The organism is Paraburkholderia sp. BL10I2N1 (assembly GCF_004361815.1).
In the GTDB taxonomy this organism is placed as follows: domain Bacteria; phylum Pseudomonadota; class Gammaproteobacteria; order Burkholderiales; family Burkholderiaceae; genus Paraburkholderia.
This window is the reverse complement of sequence record NZ_SNWA01000002.1, coordinates 2,117,275-2,130,942: the sequence shown is the minus strand read 5'-3', so window position 1 is coordinate 2,130,942 and position 13,668 is coordinate 2,117,275. Positions and strand designations below refer to the sequence as shown.

Annotated in this window: 12 protein-coding genes and 1 pseudogene; all 13 read right to left on the bottom strand. The window is 62.0% G+C overall.

Annotated elements, in window-relative coordinates:
• Positions 1 to 46 precede the first annotated feature (46 nt).
• The 13 genes and pseudogenes from trpA to gltA all read right to left on the bottom strand — a co-directional run bounded on the left by trpA (position 47) and on the right by gltA (position 13,631).
• Complete coding sequence (gene trpA, locus B0G77_RS31720) at positions 47 to 862, bottom strand: tryptophan synthase subunit alpha (RefSeq protein ID WP_133665826.1); 816 nt, start codon at positions 860 to 862, stop codon at positions 47 to 49.
• A gap of 56 nt (positions 863 to 918) precedes the next feature.
• A complete protein-coding gene (locus B0G77_RS31715) occupies positions 919 to 1,815 on the bottom strand; it encodes a site-specific DNA-methyltransferase (protein WP_133665825.1) in 897 nt (298 codons plus the stop codon).
• Between the two features lie 11 nt (positions 1,816 to 1,826).
• A complete protein-coding gene (gene trpB, locus B0G77_RS31710) occupies positions 1,827 to 3,020 on the bottom strand; it encodes a tryptophan synthase subunit beta (RefSeq protein ID WP_133665824.1) in 1,194 nt (397 codons plus the stop codon).
• Positions 3,021 to 3,082: 62 nt separating this feature from the next.
• Positions 3,083 to 3,799, bottom strand: a complete 717-nt coding sequence (locus tag B0G77_RS31705; RefSeq protein WP_243751413.1) for a phosphoribosylanthranilate isomerase — start codon at positions 3,797 to 3,799, stop codon at positions 3,083 to 3,085.
• Positions 3,796 to 4,605, bottom strand: coding sequence for a tRNA pseudouridine(38-40) synthase TruA (truA, locus tag B0G77_RS31700; protein WP_208116525.1), 810 nt, complete (start codon positions 4,603 to 4,605; stop codon positions 3,796 to 3,798). The genes B0G77_RS31705 and truA overlap by 4 nt, the downstream gene beginning before the upstream one ends.
• On the bottom strand, positions 4,602 to 6,629 hold the full coding sequence (locus B0G77_RS31695; RefSeq protein ID WP_133665821.1) for a FimV/HubP family polar landmark protein: 2,028 nt from the start codon (positions 6,627 to 6,629) through the stop codon (positions 4,602 to 4,604). The genes truA and B0G77_RS31695 overlap by 4 nt, the downstream gene beginning before the upstream one ends.
• A 202-nt stretch (positions 6,630 to 6,831) precedes the next feature.
• Positions 6,832 to 7,953, bottom strand: coding sequence for an aspartate-semialdehyde dehydrogenase (gene asd / locus B0G77_RS31690; RefSeq protein WP_133665820.1), 1,122 nt, complete (start codon positions 7,951 to 7,953; stop codon positions 6,832 to 6,834).
• 319 nt (positions 7,954 to 8,272) lie between these two features.
• On the bottom strand, positions 8,273 to 9,340 hold the full coding sequence (gene leuB, locus B0G77_RS31685) for a 3-isopropylmalate dehydrogenase (RefSeq protein ID WP_133665819.1): 1,068 nt from the start codon (positions 9,338 to 9,340) through the stop codon (positions 8,273 to 8,275).
• 70 nt (positions 9,341 to 9,410) lie between these two features.
• Positions 9,411 to 10,061: a 3-isopropylmalate dehydratase small subunit gene (gene leuD, locus B0G77_RS31680; protein ID WP_133665818.1), complete on the bottom strand. Its 651-nt coding sequence runs from the start codon at positions 10,059 to 10,061 to the stop codon at positions 9,411 to 9,413.
• 114 nt (positions 10,062 to 10,175) lie between these two features.
• Positions 10,176 to 10,334, bottom strand: a complete 159-nt coding sequence (locus B0G77_RS31675; RefSeq protein ID WP_133665817.1) for an entericidin A/B family lipoprotein — start codon at positions 10,332 to 10,334, stop codon at positions 10,176 to 10,178.
• A gap of 5 nt (positions 10,335 to 10,339) precedes the next feature.
• The gene (gene leuC, locus B0G77_RS31670; protein ID WP_133665816.1) at positions 10,340 to 11,749 is read right to left on the bottom strand and encodes a 3-isopropylmalate dehydratase large subunit; all 1,410 of its coding nucleotides are present in this window, start codon (positions 11,747 to 11,749) and stop codon (positions 10,340 to 10,342) included.
• Between the two features lie 215 nt (positions 11,750 to 11,964).
• Positions 11,965 to 12,138, bottom strand: a pseudogene (locus B0G77_RS31665) (YbiU family protein); the annotation flags it as partial.
• 191 nt (positions 12,139 to 12,329) lie between these two features.
• Positions 12,330 to 13,631: a citrate synthase gene (gltA, locus tag B0G77_RS31660; protein WP_133665815.1), complete on the bottom strand. Its 1,302-nt coding sequence runs from the start codon at positions 13,629 to 13,631 to the stop codon at positions 12,330 to 12,332.
• Positions 13,632 to 13,668: the final 37 nt, after the last annotated feature.

The following is a 13,668-nucleotide window of genomic DNA, read 5'->3' as shown; positions in this document are numbered from 1 at the left end:
CGGCGGGACCTGCCCGCCGCCACACGAAAGACGACAAAAGTGAGTGTTATCGCGCGGCCGTGCTCACGCTGTCCACCGCCTGACGCACTTCCGCGATGAAACGCGTCAGGGTGTCGGCTGCAGCCTTGGGCGCGGCCTGTTCCAGCAACTGCACAATACGGCTGCCAATCACAACGGCATCAGAGACCTCGGCCACGGAGCGCGCCGTCTGGGCGTCCCGGATGCCAAAACCAACGCCGACCGGCAGGGGAACGCGCGACTTGATGGCCGGGATTTTACCCGCGATGCTGGCAACGTCCAGATTTGCCGCTCCGGTGACCCCCTTGAGCGATACGTAGTAGACGTAGCCGCTCGCGATCTTGCCGACTTCCGCAATGCGGTCGTCAGTCGATGTCGGCGCCAGCAGGAAGATCGGATCGATGCCGGCGGAGCGCATTTTTTCGGCGAAGATACCAGACTCTTCGGGCGGATAATCGACCACCAGCACGCCGTCGACCCCAGCATCCTTTGCCGCGGCGGCGAACGCATCCGCGCCCATCCGCTCGATCGGATTCGCGTAACCCATCAGCACGACGGGCGTCTTGTCGTCGCGTTCGCGAAAGCGCTTCACATCCGCCAGCACGTGACGCAGCGACACGCCGCGCGCCAGGGCACGTTCCGATGACGCCTGGATCACCGGGCCGTCGGCCATCGGGTCGGAAAACGGCACGCCAAGTTCGATGACGTCCGCGCCGCCGGCGGCCAGCGCGTGCATGAATTCGACCGTGCGGGCCGGATCGGGATCGCCTGCCGTCATGAACGGGATCAGGCCTTTCTTGCCCTGCGCGGCCAGTGCCGCAAATGTGTTCTTGATACGGGACATGGAATTTTCTCGGGAATCGTTTAACTGCGCGATCGCTATATGCGGACCGTGGCGGCTCAAGCGGTTTCGGCCGGAGCCGCTAGCGATGCCGGCGCGGCCGCACTGACGCGTTCGCGCGCTATTGCGCAGTAACTTTCATTGATCTCATAGCCGACAAATTCGCGCCGCTGACGGGCGCAGGCGACTGCTGTGGTGCCGCTGCCCATAAACGGGTCGAGCACGCGCCCGCCCGGTGGACAACTCGCGAGCACCATACGCTCGACGATTTCCAGAGGCTTCTGGGTCGGATGATCCACTCGCTCGGCATGTTGCCGATGCAGCCGTGATACCGACCAGACATCCTTCGGATTATAGCCAAGCTCGAGCCACTTGCTGCCTTCGAACAACTTGCGCGAACGCGCCTTCTTCGTGACGGCATCGTACGGGATGCGGACGGGATCGAGATCGAAGTAATAATCCTTCGATACCGCGAAAAAACCGATGTTGTCGTGCACCGACGTAAAGCGGCGGGTCGTGCCCCCCATGCTCGGCACGCGCCGGTCCCAGATGATCTCGTTGACCATCGTGAGCCTCGACTTCAGGAAACAGAAGATTTCCGGCGCGTATTGCCAGGTGCAGAAAATGTACAGCGAACCTGACGGCTTCAGCTTCGGAATCGCCAGATCGAGCCAGTGCCGCGTCCAGGCGAGAAAATTCTCGCCCGAACGCATGTCCGAGTCGTTGCCATAGTCCTTGCCAAGCCCATAAGGCGGATCGGCGACGATCAGGTCGATCGATCCATCCGGCAGGTTCATTGCATCGGTCAAAAAATCGCGGTTCAACAACTCGATGCCACCCGGCACCCTTGGCAGTGAATCTCCCAGGGGCGCCGAGGGCAACGCCGGAGCCTCGACGGCTGTAGCCGCCTCTGCGTCTTCGATGATTGGTTCCGGCTCGTTGAACTCGTCGCGCATCGTCGGGGCGCTCAGAACTTGATGCCCGATCGCTCAGCGACCGTATGCATGTCCTTGTCGCCACGACCCGACAGATTGACCAGAAGGTACTTGTCCTTCGGCAACGTCGGCGCGAGTTTCGCCGCATAAGCGAGCGCATGACTCGATTCCAGCGCTGGAATGATGCCCTCGATCCGGCAGCAGTCGTGAAACGCCTTCAGCGCCTCATCGTCGGTGATTCCGACGTATTGCGCGCGGCCGCTGTCCCTGAGCCACGCGTGCTCAGGCCCGACGCCGGGGTAGTCGAGACCAGCGGACACTGAATGCGTCTCGATGATCTGACCGTTTTCATCCTGCAGCAGATAGGTGCGGTTGCCGTGCAGCACGCCCGGGCTACCGGCGATCAGCGATGCCGCGTGACGTCCCGTATCGATCCCATCGCCCGCCGCCTCAACGCCGATCAACTGCACCGATTGATCATCGATGTACGGATAAAAGATACCCATCGCATTCGATCCGCCGCCGACGCATGCAATCACCGCATCCGGCTGACGGCCGACGAGTTCGGGCATCTGCACCTTGCATTCATCGCCGATCACGCGCTGAAAATCACGGACCATCATCGGATACGGATGAGGACCCGCCACCGTGCCGATGATGTAGAAGGTGTTTTCGACGTTCGTGACCCAGTCGCGCATCGCTTCGTTGAGCGCATCCTTCAGCGTGCGCGAGCCCGATTCGACGGGCACGACGGTCGCGCCGAGCAGTTTCATCCGGTACACGTTCGCAGCCTGACGACGCACGTCTTCCGAGCCCATGTAGACCACGCATTCCATGCCGAAGCGCGCGGCGATCGTCGCCGTGGCCACGCCGTGCTGGCCTGCGCCGGTTTCCGCGATCACGCGTGGCTTGCCCATGCGCTTCGCCAGCAGCGCCTGGCCAATCACGTTATTCACCTTGTGGGCGCCCGTGTGATTCAGGTCTTCGCGTTTCAGGAACACCTGCGCGCCGCCGAGCAGTTCGCTCCAGCGCTGGGCGTGGTAAATCGGGGAAGGACGACCAACAAAATGCTTCAACTCACGCTGATATTCAGCGATAAAGTCGTCATCCTGCTGGTATTTTTCGTAGGCCGCGCGAAGTTCATCAAGCGCATGAACCAACGTCTCAGCGACGAACACGCCGCCATACTGGCCGAAATGGCCTCTTTCATCGGGCAAGTTATACATTTGTTTCACTCTTTCTCAGTGTGCAGCGCCGGTTTCTGTTGAAACCGCGAGCGCCGCCTGTATCACCCGGCATCCGCTTCGCGCACCGCGCGTACGAATGCCGCCATCCGGGCGTGATCTTTCACGCCCTTCGCACCCGGCACTTCGATGCCGCTCGAGACATCGACCGCGTACGGGTGCAAGCGATGGATGGCATCACTGACGTTTTGCGCGTTCAACCCACCACTCAAAACGCCCTGACGCGCGAGCTCTGGAGAAATAAGTGACCAATCGAATACCTTTCCGCCGCCGCCGTAGCCCTCGACATGTGCGTCGAACAGGAGGGCGCTGGCAGCTGAATAGTTAAGCGCTGATTTTACCAAATCGGCCCGCTGAGTATCAGCCCCGACGCGCAATGCACGCAACCAAGGCAAACCCGCAATGTTCGCCAGCGTTTCGCACTGTTCCGGCGTCTCGTCGCCATGGAATTGCAGCAAGGTGAGCTGCGCATTGCTGGCAACCTCACGCATCCATTCCGGCGATGCATTGACGAAGAGCCCGACCACCGACACAAACGGCGGGATATCGCGCGTCAGGTCGACGGCCTGCGCCACCGTCACGGAACGCGGGCTGGGTGGATAGAACACGAGGCCGATCGCATCGGCGCCAAGATCGATCGCGTGTGCGACGTCTTCCGCTGTCGACAGGCCGCACAGCTTGATGCGCGTGCGGTGCGGGCGTGGCGCCGCCTGTGCTTCGGTCGCGGGCAAACTGGAGGACTCAGGCTGGGATGGGATCATGATTCCGGTTGCGTCCATACGGCGCTCCACGGCACGCTGCCAGCGTGCGCGGCGGGCACCGCGAATTCCTCAGGATAGCCGACCTGCGCGAGATACAGGCCGTCTGGCATGAAAGTCGGCGCGGCGTTGTTACGGTCGCGGCTCGCGAGGACATCGGCCAGCCAGCCGGCCGGCTGGCGTCCACGTCCCACTGCCACGAGGCAACCCATCAGGTTGCGCACCATGTGGTGCAGGAAAGCGTTGGCGCGAAAGCGAAAGTGAATGAAATCGCCCTGCTGCCGAACGTCGATCTGATACAGATGCTTAACCGGCGTCTTCGCCTGGCATTCCGACGAACGGAACGCCGAAAAATCGTGCTCGCCGATCAGGCAGGCGGCCGCGGCGCGCATCGCTTCGACGTCGAGCGGGGTGTGGATCCAGCCCGCGCTCCCGTCCAGCATCGGCGAGCGGACCGGGTGCACGTACAGCACGTAGAAGTAGGTCCGCTCGAACGCCGAGAAGCGCGCGTGGAATGCTTCCGGCATCGGCTGCGCCCATTGCACGGCGACAGTTTTCGGCAGGAACGCATTCGTGCCGCGCACCCACGAAAACGGCGCGCGATCGAGTTCAGTATCGAAGTGAACGACCTGTCCCAGGCCATGTACGCCGGTGTCCGTTCGGCCAGCCACGACGGTCTGCAAGGGCGTCTGAGCGAATTCGCGCAGCGCACGTTCCAGTTCGTCCTGCACGGTCTTGCCATGCGGTTGTGACTGCCACCCGCAAAATGCGGCGCCGTCATACTGGATCCCTAGCGCAATCCGCATCACGAAAGCGGCGCGAGCGTCGACAGCAAGGCGCGAGCCTCACTGCGCGTCGCGGCGTCGTTCGATTCGATCACTTCGTTGATCAGCGCACGAGCACCGGACAGATCGCCCAGCTCGATATATTCGCTCGCGAGTTCGAGCTTGTTGCGGGCGATTTTTGCGATGTCTTCCGGGGTGAATGCCGGCAGCGGTTGCGCCGGGCTCGGAGGCAGTTCGAGGTCGAAATCGAGTTTCAGCGCGCCGAATGGCATCGCGCCGAGCCCCGCAACCGCTGCCGAACCCGCCGTGCCGGCTTCGATTTCCTCGGATACATGTGACGCTCCGGGCGGCGGGACGATCGCCTGCCGCGCCGTGATCTCCGGCGCGACGACGGGTTGGGTCGTCAAAGGTGCCGGCGACGAGGTCCCGTCGAACGATGCCGGCGACTCCGTGCGCGGCGGCAACGGCATATCGAGACTGCCGAGGGCCTGGACCGCGTCGTGCGGGAATTCGATCGGGTGTGGCAGGTTGGTACGCGGCGCTGTCGGCGCTACAGACGGCGCTGCAAGATCGAGCGGCGGCGCGGGTGGTTGCGCTACGTCGAACGCTTCGTCATGATGACCCAGCGTTTCCAGTTGGACCGGATAGTCGGGTTCAGCGTGCGCCCCGTGCCGAAGTGGGTCGTCCTGCGGCGCGACAGGAATCCCAGGGGTCGCGGACGAGCCGGGTTCGACGTACTGCACCGGCTCACTGTGGAAACCAGAACCTACGTACTGGACACCGTCGTCGTCCTGTTCGTCGGCCGATGGCTCAAACTGCTCTTGCGGGAGGGCATCGGCGCCCAGTTCGGCGGCGGCTGCCAGGCTCGCCGCACCGGTTGCGTCGGCCAGCGTCTCGGCGTGCCTCGTTGAAGGCAGCACGTCCTCATGTACGGACCCCGCCGCCGGCGTTGCAATCGAACCGTGATCTGGGACCGAACCTTGATCGCCCATCGCCTCGCTCTCATTCGCACCTGCCGCGGCGGCCTCATCATTCGCCGCCGTGCGACTACGGCGACGACGCGCCGCCAGGCTCGCGATCAACGCAATCACCGCCGCGACGCCGCCCGCAACGGCAGCGACCACTGGCTGCGACAAGCCCGCCATTCCACCATTGGTTTGCGGGGTGCTCACGATAGCGGACGAGGCAACCGTGGCCCCGGGCGCCACTCCGACACCCGTTGCCTGTTCCGTAGACGGTTGGACGGCCATTACGCTACCACCCTGCGGCGCCTGCTTCGACGTTCCAATGCCGTGTTTCTGCAGTTCCATCAACACCCGATTTTTCAACGCAAGCAGTTGCTGGAGGCTCGAAACCGGCGCACGAACCTGCGATGCGGGCTGAGGCGCTGCAACCGCCGGGGTCGCGCCAGCGCCGGACGCGCCTTCGACAGGAGCACTCGCGACCGGTTGAATCGCGCCAGCCCAGACATGCGCACCGCTTGCCGACGCCGCCGGCGATGCAGCGGATTCCGCAGCCTGCGACGCCACACCGGCTGCAACCGACGAAGCTGCCACGACTGCCGGAGCACTCGCCGAAGCCGGAGCGCTCGCGACATTGGCGGTCGCCGCACTGGCGGACGCCGGCTGGCCGGAAGTTGCGGCCGAAACGGCAGCAGACGACGCAACCGCGGGCACGGACGAGGCTACCGTGCCGGACACCCCTGTCGCGGCCGCAGCTCCAACGGCTCCGCTCGCCGCGACGCCCAGCGTATCGAGCGACGGGACATTCAGCACCGCGCCGAGCTTCAGGCGGCTCGGATCGTGTCCCATGAACGCGCTGGAGTTCGCGTCGAAGATCGCCTTCGCCGCACGCGCCAGCGTCGCGCGATCATGCGACTGAGTCAGCGCAATCGCGACATCGTTCAGCGACTGACCCGGATGCACCGTGTACTGAGCGTCGGACTCGACGACTGCCGCTCCGCTCGCTGCGCTTGCCGGGTCGGTCGGCGCGGCATGGACGGCGCCAGCACCGGTCAGCGCAAATGCGAAGGCAACAGTCGCCGTCATACAGGCTGAACGCGCGGCACGGACTCGAAATGCCGCTGCACGAGGGGAATGGAATCGAACGATCATCGGGAGCTCTTGCGCGTAGTCGCGCTGCCCATTTTGGGGGTTGGATGGAAACAAGATTTCGAGCACACAATGAAAAAAGCGCCGCGCAAGCGCGACGCTTTTGAATTTTCTACGCGTCGTAAGCGCGTAGTTTACTTTACTTGTCGAGCAGAATGCGCAGCATCCGACGCAGCGGTTCGGCCGCGCCCCACAGCAACTGGTCGCCGACCGTGAACGCCGACAGATACTCGCCGCCCATCGCCAGCTTGCGCAGACGGCCGACCGGCACCGTCAGCGTGCCCGTCACCACTGCCGGCGACAGATCGCGCATCGACGCCTCGCGCTCATTCGGCACAACCTTCACCCAGTCGTTGGCCGACGCGAGGATGCCGTTGATCTCGTCGAGCGGCACGTCCTTGTTCAGCTTGATCGTCAGTGCCTGCGAATGGCAGCGCATTGCGCCGATCCGCACGCACAGGCCGTCGACCGGGATCGAACCCGGCGTGCCCATGGCCGGCTTGCCCAGAATCTTGTTGGTTTCCGCGCCGCCCTTCCACTCTTCCTTCGACATGCCGTTGCCGAGATCCTTGTCGATCCACGGAATCAGCGAACCGGCGAGCGGCACGCCGAAATGATCGGTCGGCATGCTGTCGCTGTTCATGGCGGCCAGCACGCGGCGATCGATGTCGAGAATCGCCGACGACGGATTCGCGAGTTCTTCCTTCACGGCGCCGTGCAGCGTACCCATTTGCGACAGCAGTTCGCGCATGTTCTGCGCGCCCGCGCCCGATGCGGCCTGATACGTCATGGCCGTCATCCAGTCGACGAGGTTTTCGCGGAACAGGCCGCCGAGCGCCATCAGCATCAGGCTGACCGTGCAGTTGCCACCGATGAAATTCTTCTGGCCCTTAACGAGCGCATTCTTGATCACGTCAAGGTTGACCGGATCGAGAATGATGACCGCATCGTCCTTCATGCGAAGCGACGAAGCCGCGTCGATCCAGTAGCCGTTCCAGCCTGCTGCGCGCAGCTTTGGGAATACTTCGTTCGTGTAGTCGCCGCCCTGGCAGGAAATGATGGCGTCGCACTTCTTCAGGTCGTCGATGCTCGACGCGTCCTTGAGCTTCGTCTCGTTTTTGGCGAACGACGGTGCATTGCCGCCCGCATTGCTGGTGCTGAAAAACACCGGTTCGATCAGATCGAAATCGCCTTCCTGCTGCATACGTTGCATCAGGACACTGCCGACCATGCCGCGCCAACCTACGAGACCTACGTTCATGACTTCATACCCTTCGAGTGGATGCTTCCCCGCAACTTTGCCCGGCGTGACCGCGCGGGGAAGACGGGCGGGCACGACGGACGATCAGCGCTTCGTGATCGTTTTCGGGGTAATCGTTTTGACAGTAATGGCGAACTCAACCGCACGGGCCGTTTTGCCGTGGAGGTTCGAAATCGAGGAGATTTGAGGAAACTTCGCCATCGCTAGAGTCTACACGAAAAACGCAAACTGGCGGCCCAATCGGCCACTTTGCGCGCGAAATGGCCACTTTAGGACCAATTCGCGCCCTACTGCCCGTTATTTCACGACAACTGACCGCTTACAGCGCCGCCAGTACTGCGTCGCCCATCGCCGCCGTGCCCACCTGCCTGCAGCCGGGCGTGAGGATGTCGCCAGTGCGGTAGCCCTGCTCCAGCACCTTCTTCACTGCGCTTTCGATGCGATCGGCCTGCTCTGCCTTGTTCAGCGAGTAACGCAGCATCATCGCGGCCGACAGGATCGTCGCCAGCGGGTTCGCCACGCCTTTTCCTGCGATATCTGGCGCCGAACCGTGGGACGGCTCGTACAAGCCCTTGTTGTTCTTGTCGAGCGAAGCCGAAGGCAGCATGCCGATCGAGCCCGTCAGCATGGCGGCTTCGTCCGACAGGATGTCACCGAACATGTTGCCGGTCACGATGACGTCGAACGACTTCGGCGCCTTCACGAGTTGCATCGCCGCGTTATCGACATACATGTGTGACAGTTCGACATCTGCGTATTCCTTCGCGACGTCGATCATCACGTCCTTCCAGAGCTGCGAAGTCTCGAGCACATTCGCCTTGTCGACCGACGTCAGCTTCTGGCCGCGCTTTTGCGCGGCCTGGAACGCGACGTGGGCGATGCGGCGCACTTCCGGCTCCGAATAACGCATCGTGTCGAAGCCTTCCTTCGCACCCGCGAACGGACCATCCGGCGCCTCGCGCACACCGCGCGGCGAACCGAAGTAAATGTCGCCGTTCAGTTCGCGCACGATCAGGATGTCGAGGCCCGAAACGATTTCTTCCTTCAGCGACGACGCGCCTGTGAGCTGCGGATAGCAGATTGCCGGACGGAAGTTGGCGAACAGTTGCAGATGTTTGCGCAAGCCGAGAATGGCCTGCTCCGGGCGCAATGCGCGTTCGAGCGAATCGTACTTCCAGTCGCCAACCGCGCCGAACAGGATCGCATCGGCGGCCTTGGCCAGCGCGAGCGTCGATTCCGGCAGCGGGTGCCCCTGCGCCTCATATCCCGCACCGCCAACGGGCGCTTCTTCGAGCTCGAACTTCTCGTCGAGCGCGTTCAGAACCTTGACTGCTTCCTTGACGATTTCCGGACCGATGCCGTCGCCGGGCAACACTGCAATCTTCATTCGATTTCCTTGCCTGTTTTTGTGAGTACTGTGACGCGTTCGACTTCCCGACCACGCGTCAAAGCGCGCGTCAGCTGACGATGCGGTGATTCAGCCACGGCTGTTTGGCAAGCCGCTCAGCTTCGAACTGACGGATCTTGTCCGCATGACGCAACGTGAGTCCGATGTCGTCGAAACCGTTCAGCAGACAGTACTTGCGGAAGGCCGCCACGTCGAACGGATATTCGGTGCCGTCGCCCACGCGCACCACTTGCGCTTCGAGGTCGACGGTCAGTTTGAAGCCGTTGAATGCGTACGTTTCGTTGAACAGGTGGTCCACCTGCAACTCGGTCAGCACGATCGGCAACAGGCCGTTCTTGAAGCAGTTGTTGTAGAAGATGTCCGCGAAACTCGGTGCGATCAGGGCGCGGAACCCATACTGCTGCAACGCCCAGGGAGCATGTTCGCGCGAACTGCCGCAGCCGAAATTCTTGCGTGCCAGCAGGATCGACGCGCCCTGATAGCGCGGCTGGTTCAGGACGAAATCCGGATTCAGCGGACGCTTCGAATTGTCCTGACCCGGCTCGCCGTGATCAAGGTAGCGCCACTCGTCGAACGCGTTCGGACCGAAGCCACTGCGCTTGATCGATTTCAGGAACTGCTTCGGAATGATCGCGTCCGTGTCGACGTTCTCGCGATCGAGCGGCGCCACGACGCCGGTGTGTACGATGAATTTATCCATGACGCTTGCGCCTGTTCAAAACCGTTCGAAACACCTTCGAAACACCTGGAACCGAAGGCCGTATCGCCGGCAACAATCAAAAAACGCTTCTATCTGCTCAGCGCTCGCCGACGCTCATTTTTCCGCGTGGTTGCTGATGGATCCGCCGAGGTGCTGCAAATCCTCGCCGAAGCCGTGCATCGTGTTGCATCCGGTGAGACCAAGCAGCGCAGCCGCAAGCGACCCCAGCGCAAGGCGGCGCAACCACGTGATGCGAATAGTGCTTTTGATCATGTAATTCATCCCAGCTTGCGAATATCTACGAAATGCCCTTCGATAGCCGCCGCTGCGGCCATTGCGGGGCTCACGAGGTGGGTACGGCCACCCGCGCCTTGACGACCTTCGAAATTGCGGTTCGACGTCGACGCACAACGCTCACCCGGTTCGAGCCGGTCGGCATTCATGGCGAGACACATCGAACAGCCCGGTTCGCGCCACTCGAAACCGGCGTCGGTAAAGACCTTGTCGAGGCCTTCGCGTTCCGCCTGCGCCTTCACGAGGCCCGAGCCCGGCACCACCATCGCGAGACGAATGTTCGGCGCGACGCGGCGACCCAGTTTCTTCACAACGTAAGCGGCAGCACGCAAATCTTCGATGCGCGCGTTCGTGCACGAGCCGATGAAAATCTTGTCCGGCTTGATCGACTCGATCGGCAGATTCGGTTCAAGCGCCATGTAATTCAATGCACGCTCCATCGCGTCGCGCTTGACGGGATCCTTCTCGCGTTCCGGATCCGGCACCCGGCCATCGACCGATGTCACCATCTCCGGCGACGTACCCCACGTAACCTGCGGCACGATCTCGGCCGCATTCAATTCGACCACTCGGTCGAACTGCGCATCCGGGTCGGACTTGAACTGCTTCCAGTTTTCGACGGCGTGATCCCACTCGACGCCTTCCGGCGAGAACGGACGGCCCTTCAGGTACTCGACGGTCGTATCGTCGACCGCGACCATGCCCGCGCGCGCGCCCGCTTCGATCGCCATGTTGCAGACCGTCATACGGCCTTCCATCGACAGCGCGCGAATGGTTGAGCCACCGAATTCGATTGCGTAGCCCGTGCCGCCCGCCGTACCGATCCTGCCGATGATGGCCAGCACGATGTCCTTCGCGGTGCAGCCGCGCGGCAGCGGTCCTTCGACCTTGACGAGCATGTTCTTGCTCTTCTTCTGCAGCAAGGTTTGCGTGGCGAGCACGTGTTCGACTTCCGATGTACCAATGCCATGTGCAAGCGCGCCGAACGCGCCGTGCGTCGACGTGTGCGAGTCGCCGCAGACGATCGTCATGCCCGGCAGCGTCGCGCCCTGCTCCGGCCCGATGATGTGCACGATGCCCTGACGCAGATCGTTCATCTTGAACTGCGTGATACCGTAGGCGTCGCAGTTGGCGTCAAGCGTATCGACCTGCAGCTTCGACACTGGATCAGCGATGCCATGGCTGCGATCCGTAGTCGGCACGTTGTGGTCCGAGACCGCCAGATTCGAGCTGATGCGCCACACCGGACGCCCAGCCAGCCTGAGGCCGTCGAACGCCTGCGGGCTGGTGACTTCGTGCAGCAGGTGACGGTCGATATAGAGAAGCGTCGTACCGTCGTCTTCCGTGTGGACCACGTGCGTGTTCCACAATTTGTCGTAGAGAGTCTGTGCCATGGTATGCGGGGTAGTAATGACTGCGGGCAATCCGTGTTCGGTCGATTATGCCACGCAGATGACATCCTTTGCTTACCCGTTATCGAGAAAAGCGATAAAAAACATGGAGTTGGGTGGTAGTGCCGATACCTGTATCGACGTTACCCGGCAAGCGTGCGAGCGCGCGTTGCGGACGCTGTACTCCCGCCCGCAACACGTTGATTGCACTACAGTTCGGACAACACCCGGGCAGGTTGTGCACCGCACAGTTCGTCGTCGGGTACGTCGTCCTGCAACGCACGCAGCACGACGCATGCCGTCGCATTCGCCATCGGAACCAGTTGCAAGGTGCCGTCGCCGAGGCCTTGCGGCGTCAGCGCGGTCCAGCCCTGGAACGTACGGAACATCGAAGGCCAATCGAAATGGCTCGCGTCCACTCGAACGCATAAGAAGCCGGTCGAAGGCGTCATAGCTACCAGTACGCGCGACGACACACAATACAAAAACGCCCCAACGGAGTACCCGTTGGGGCGTTTTTTATCAGACGTTTGTCGTTGAGTCCTGGCGAAGCTCGCCGGACGCTCGCCGGCCCGACAACTGATTAACGCTGGTCGATCGACTTTGCTTCACGCGGCGTTTCGCCGACGAAAAGCTGACGCGGACGGCCAATCTTCTGCTCCGGATCGGCAATCATCTCGTTCCACTGACCGATCCAGCCGACCGTGCGTGCCATCGCGAAGATGCACGTGAACATCGACGTCGGAATGCCCAGCGCGCGCTGCACGATGCCCGAGTAGAAATCGACGTTCGGGTACAGCTTGCGCGACACGAAGTATTCGTCTTCCAGCGCGATCTTTTCGAGCGCCATGGCCAGCTTGAACAGCGGGTCGTCGTGCAGGCCCAGTTCTTCGAGCACTTCGTGGCACGTTTCGCGCATCAGCTTCGCACGCGGATCGTAGTTCTTGTACACACGGTGACCGAAGCCCATCAGCTTCACGCCCGAGTTCTTGTCCTTCACCTGCCTGATGAACTCGGAAATGTTGTCGACCGAGCCGATTTCTTCCAGCATGTTCAGCGCGGCTTCGTTCGCACCGCCGTGCGCCGGGCCCCACAGGCACGCAATACCCGCGGCGATACACGCGAACGGATTGGCACCCGACGAACCGGCCAGACGCACGGTCGAGGTCGAAGCGTTCTGTTCGTGGTCCGCATGCAGGATCAGGATGCGGTCGAGCGCGCGCACCAGCACGTCGTTGACCTTGTACTCTTCGCACGGGTTCGAGAACATCATGTGCATGAAGTTCGCGCTGTACGACAGCTCGTTCTTCGGATACACAAACGGCTGGCCGATGCTGTACTTGTACGCCATGGCGACGAGCGTCGGCAGCTTTGCGATCATGCGGATCGCCGACACTTCGCGGTGACGCGGGTCATTGATGTTCAACGAGTCGTGATAGAACGCCGACAGTGCGCCGACCGCAGCGACCAGAATCGCCATCGGGTGCGCATCGCGACGGAAGCCACGGAAGAAGAAGTGCATCTGCTCGTGCACCATCGTGTGCTTCGTGACGGTGTTCACGAACTCGTCGTTCTGCTGCTTGTTTGGCAGTTCGCCCTTCAGCAGCAGGTAGCAGGTCTGGAGAAAGTCGGCGTTCTGCGCGAGGTTGTCGATCGGGTAGCCGCGATACAGCAGTTCACCCTTGTCGCCGTCGATGTACGTGATCGCCGAATTGCACGCCGCCGTCGACATGAAGCCCGGATCGTACGTGAACTTGCCGGTCTGGCCGTACAGTTTACGGATGTCGATTACATCCGGGCCCATCGTGCCCTTGTAGATCGGCATTTCGACGCTCGGCGAGTTGTCGCTGAACGATAGCGTGGCTTTAACATCTGACGGGGTCATAGCACATCCTCAATCGAAGTATGGAAACAGGGTTTCG

Coding starts and splice junctions, on each gene's coding strand:
- B0G77_RS31705 (WP_243751413.1), bottom strand. CDS start 3,799: ATGATCCCATCCCAGCCTGAGTCCTCCAGTTTGCCCGCGACCGAAGCA.
- B0G77_RS31695 (WP_133665821.1), bottom strand. CDS start 6,629: ATGACGGCGACTGTTGCCTTCGCATTTGCGCTGACCGGTGCTGGCGCC.
- B0G77_RS31675 (WP_133665817.1), bottom strand. CDS start 10,334: ATGATCAAAAGCACTATTCGCATCACGTGGTTGCGCCGCCTTGCGCTG.
- asd (WP_133665820.1), bottom strand. CDS start 7,953: ATGAACGTAGGTCTCGTAGGTTGGCGCGGCATGGTCGGCAGTGTCCTG.
- trpA (WP_133665826.1), bottom strand. CDS start 862: ATGTCCCGTATCAAGAACACATTTGCGGCACTGGCCGCGCAGGGCAAG.
- trpB (WP_133665824.1), bottom strand. CDS start 3,020: ATGTATAACTTGCCCGATGAAAGAGGCCATTTCGGCCAGTATGGCGGC.
- leuC (WP_133665816.1), bottom strand. CDS start 11,749: ATGGCACAGACTCTCTACGACAAATTGTGGAACACGCACGTGGTCCAC.
- leuD (WP_133665818.1), bottom strand. CDS start 10,061: ATGGATAAATTCATCGTACACACCGGCGTCGTGGCGCCGCTCGATCGC.
- leuB (WP_133665819.1), bottom strand. CDS start 9,340: ATGAAGATTGCAGTGTTGCCCGGCGACGGCATCGGTCCGGAAATCGTC.
- gltA (WP_133665815.1), bottom strand. CDS start 13,631: ATGACCCCGTCAGATGTTAAAGCCACGCTATCGTTCAGCGACAACTCG.
- B0G77_RS31715 (WP_133665825.1), bottom strand. CDS start 1,815: ATGCGCGACGAGTTCAACGAGCCGGAACCAATCATCGAAGACGCAGAG.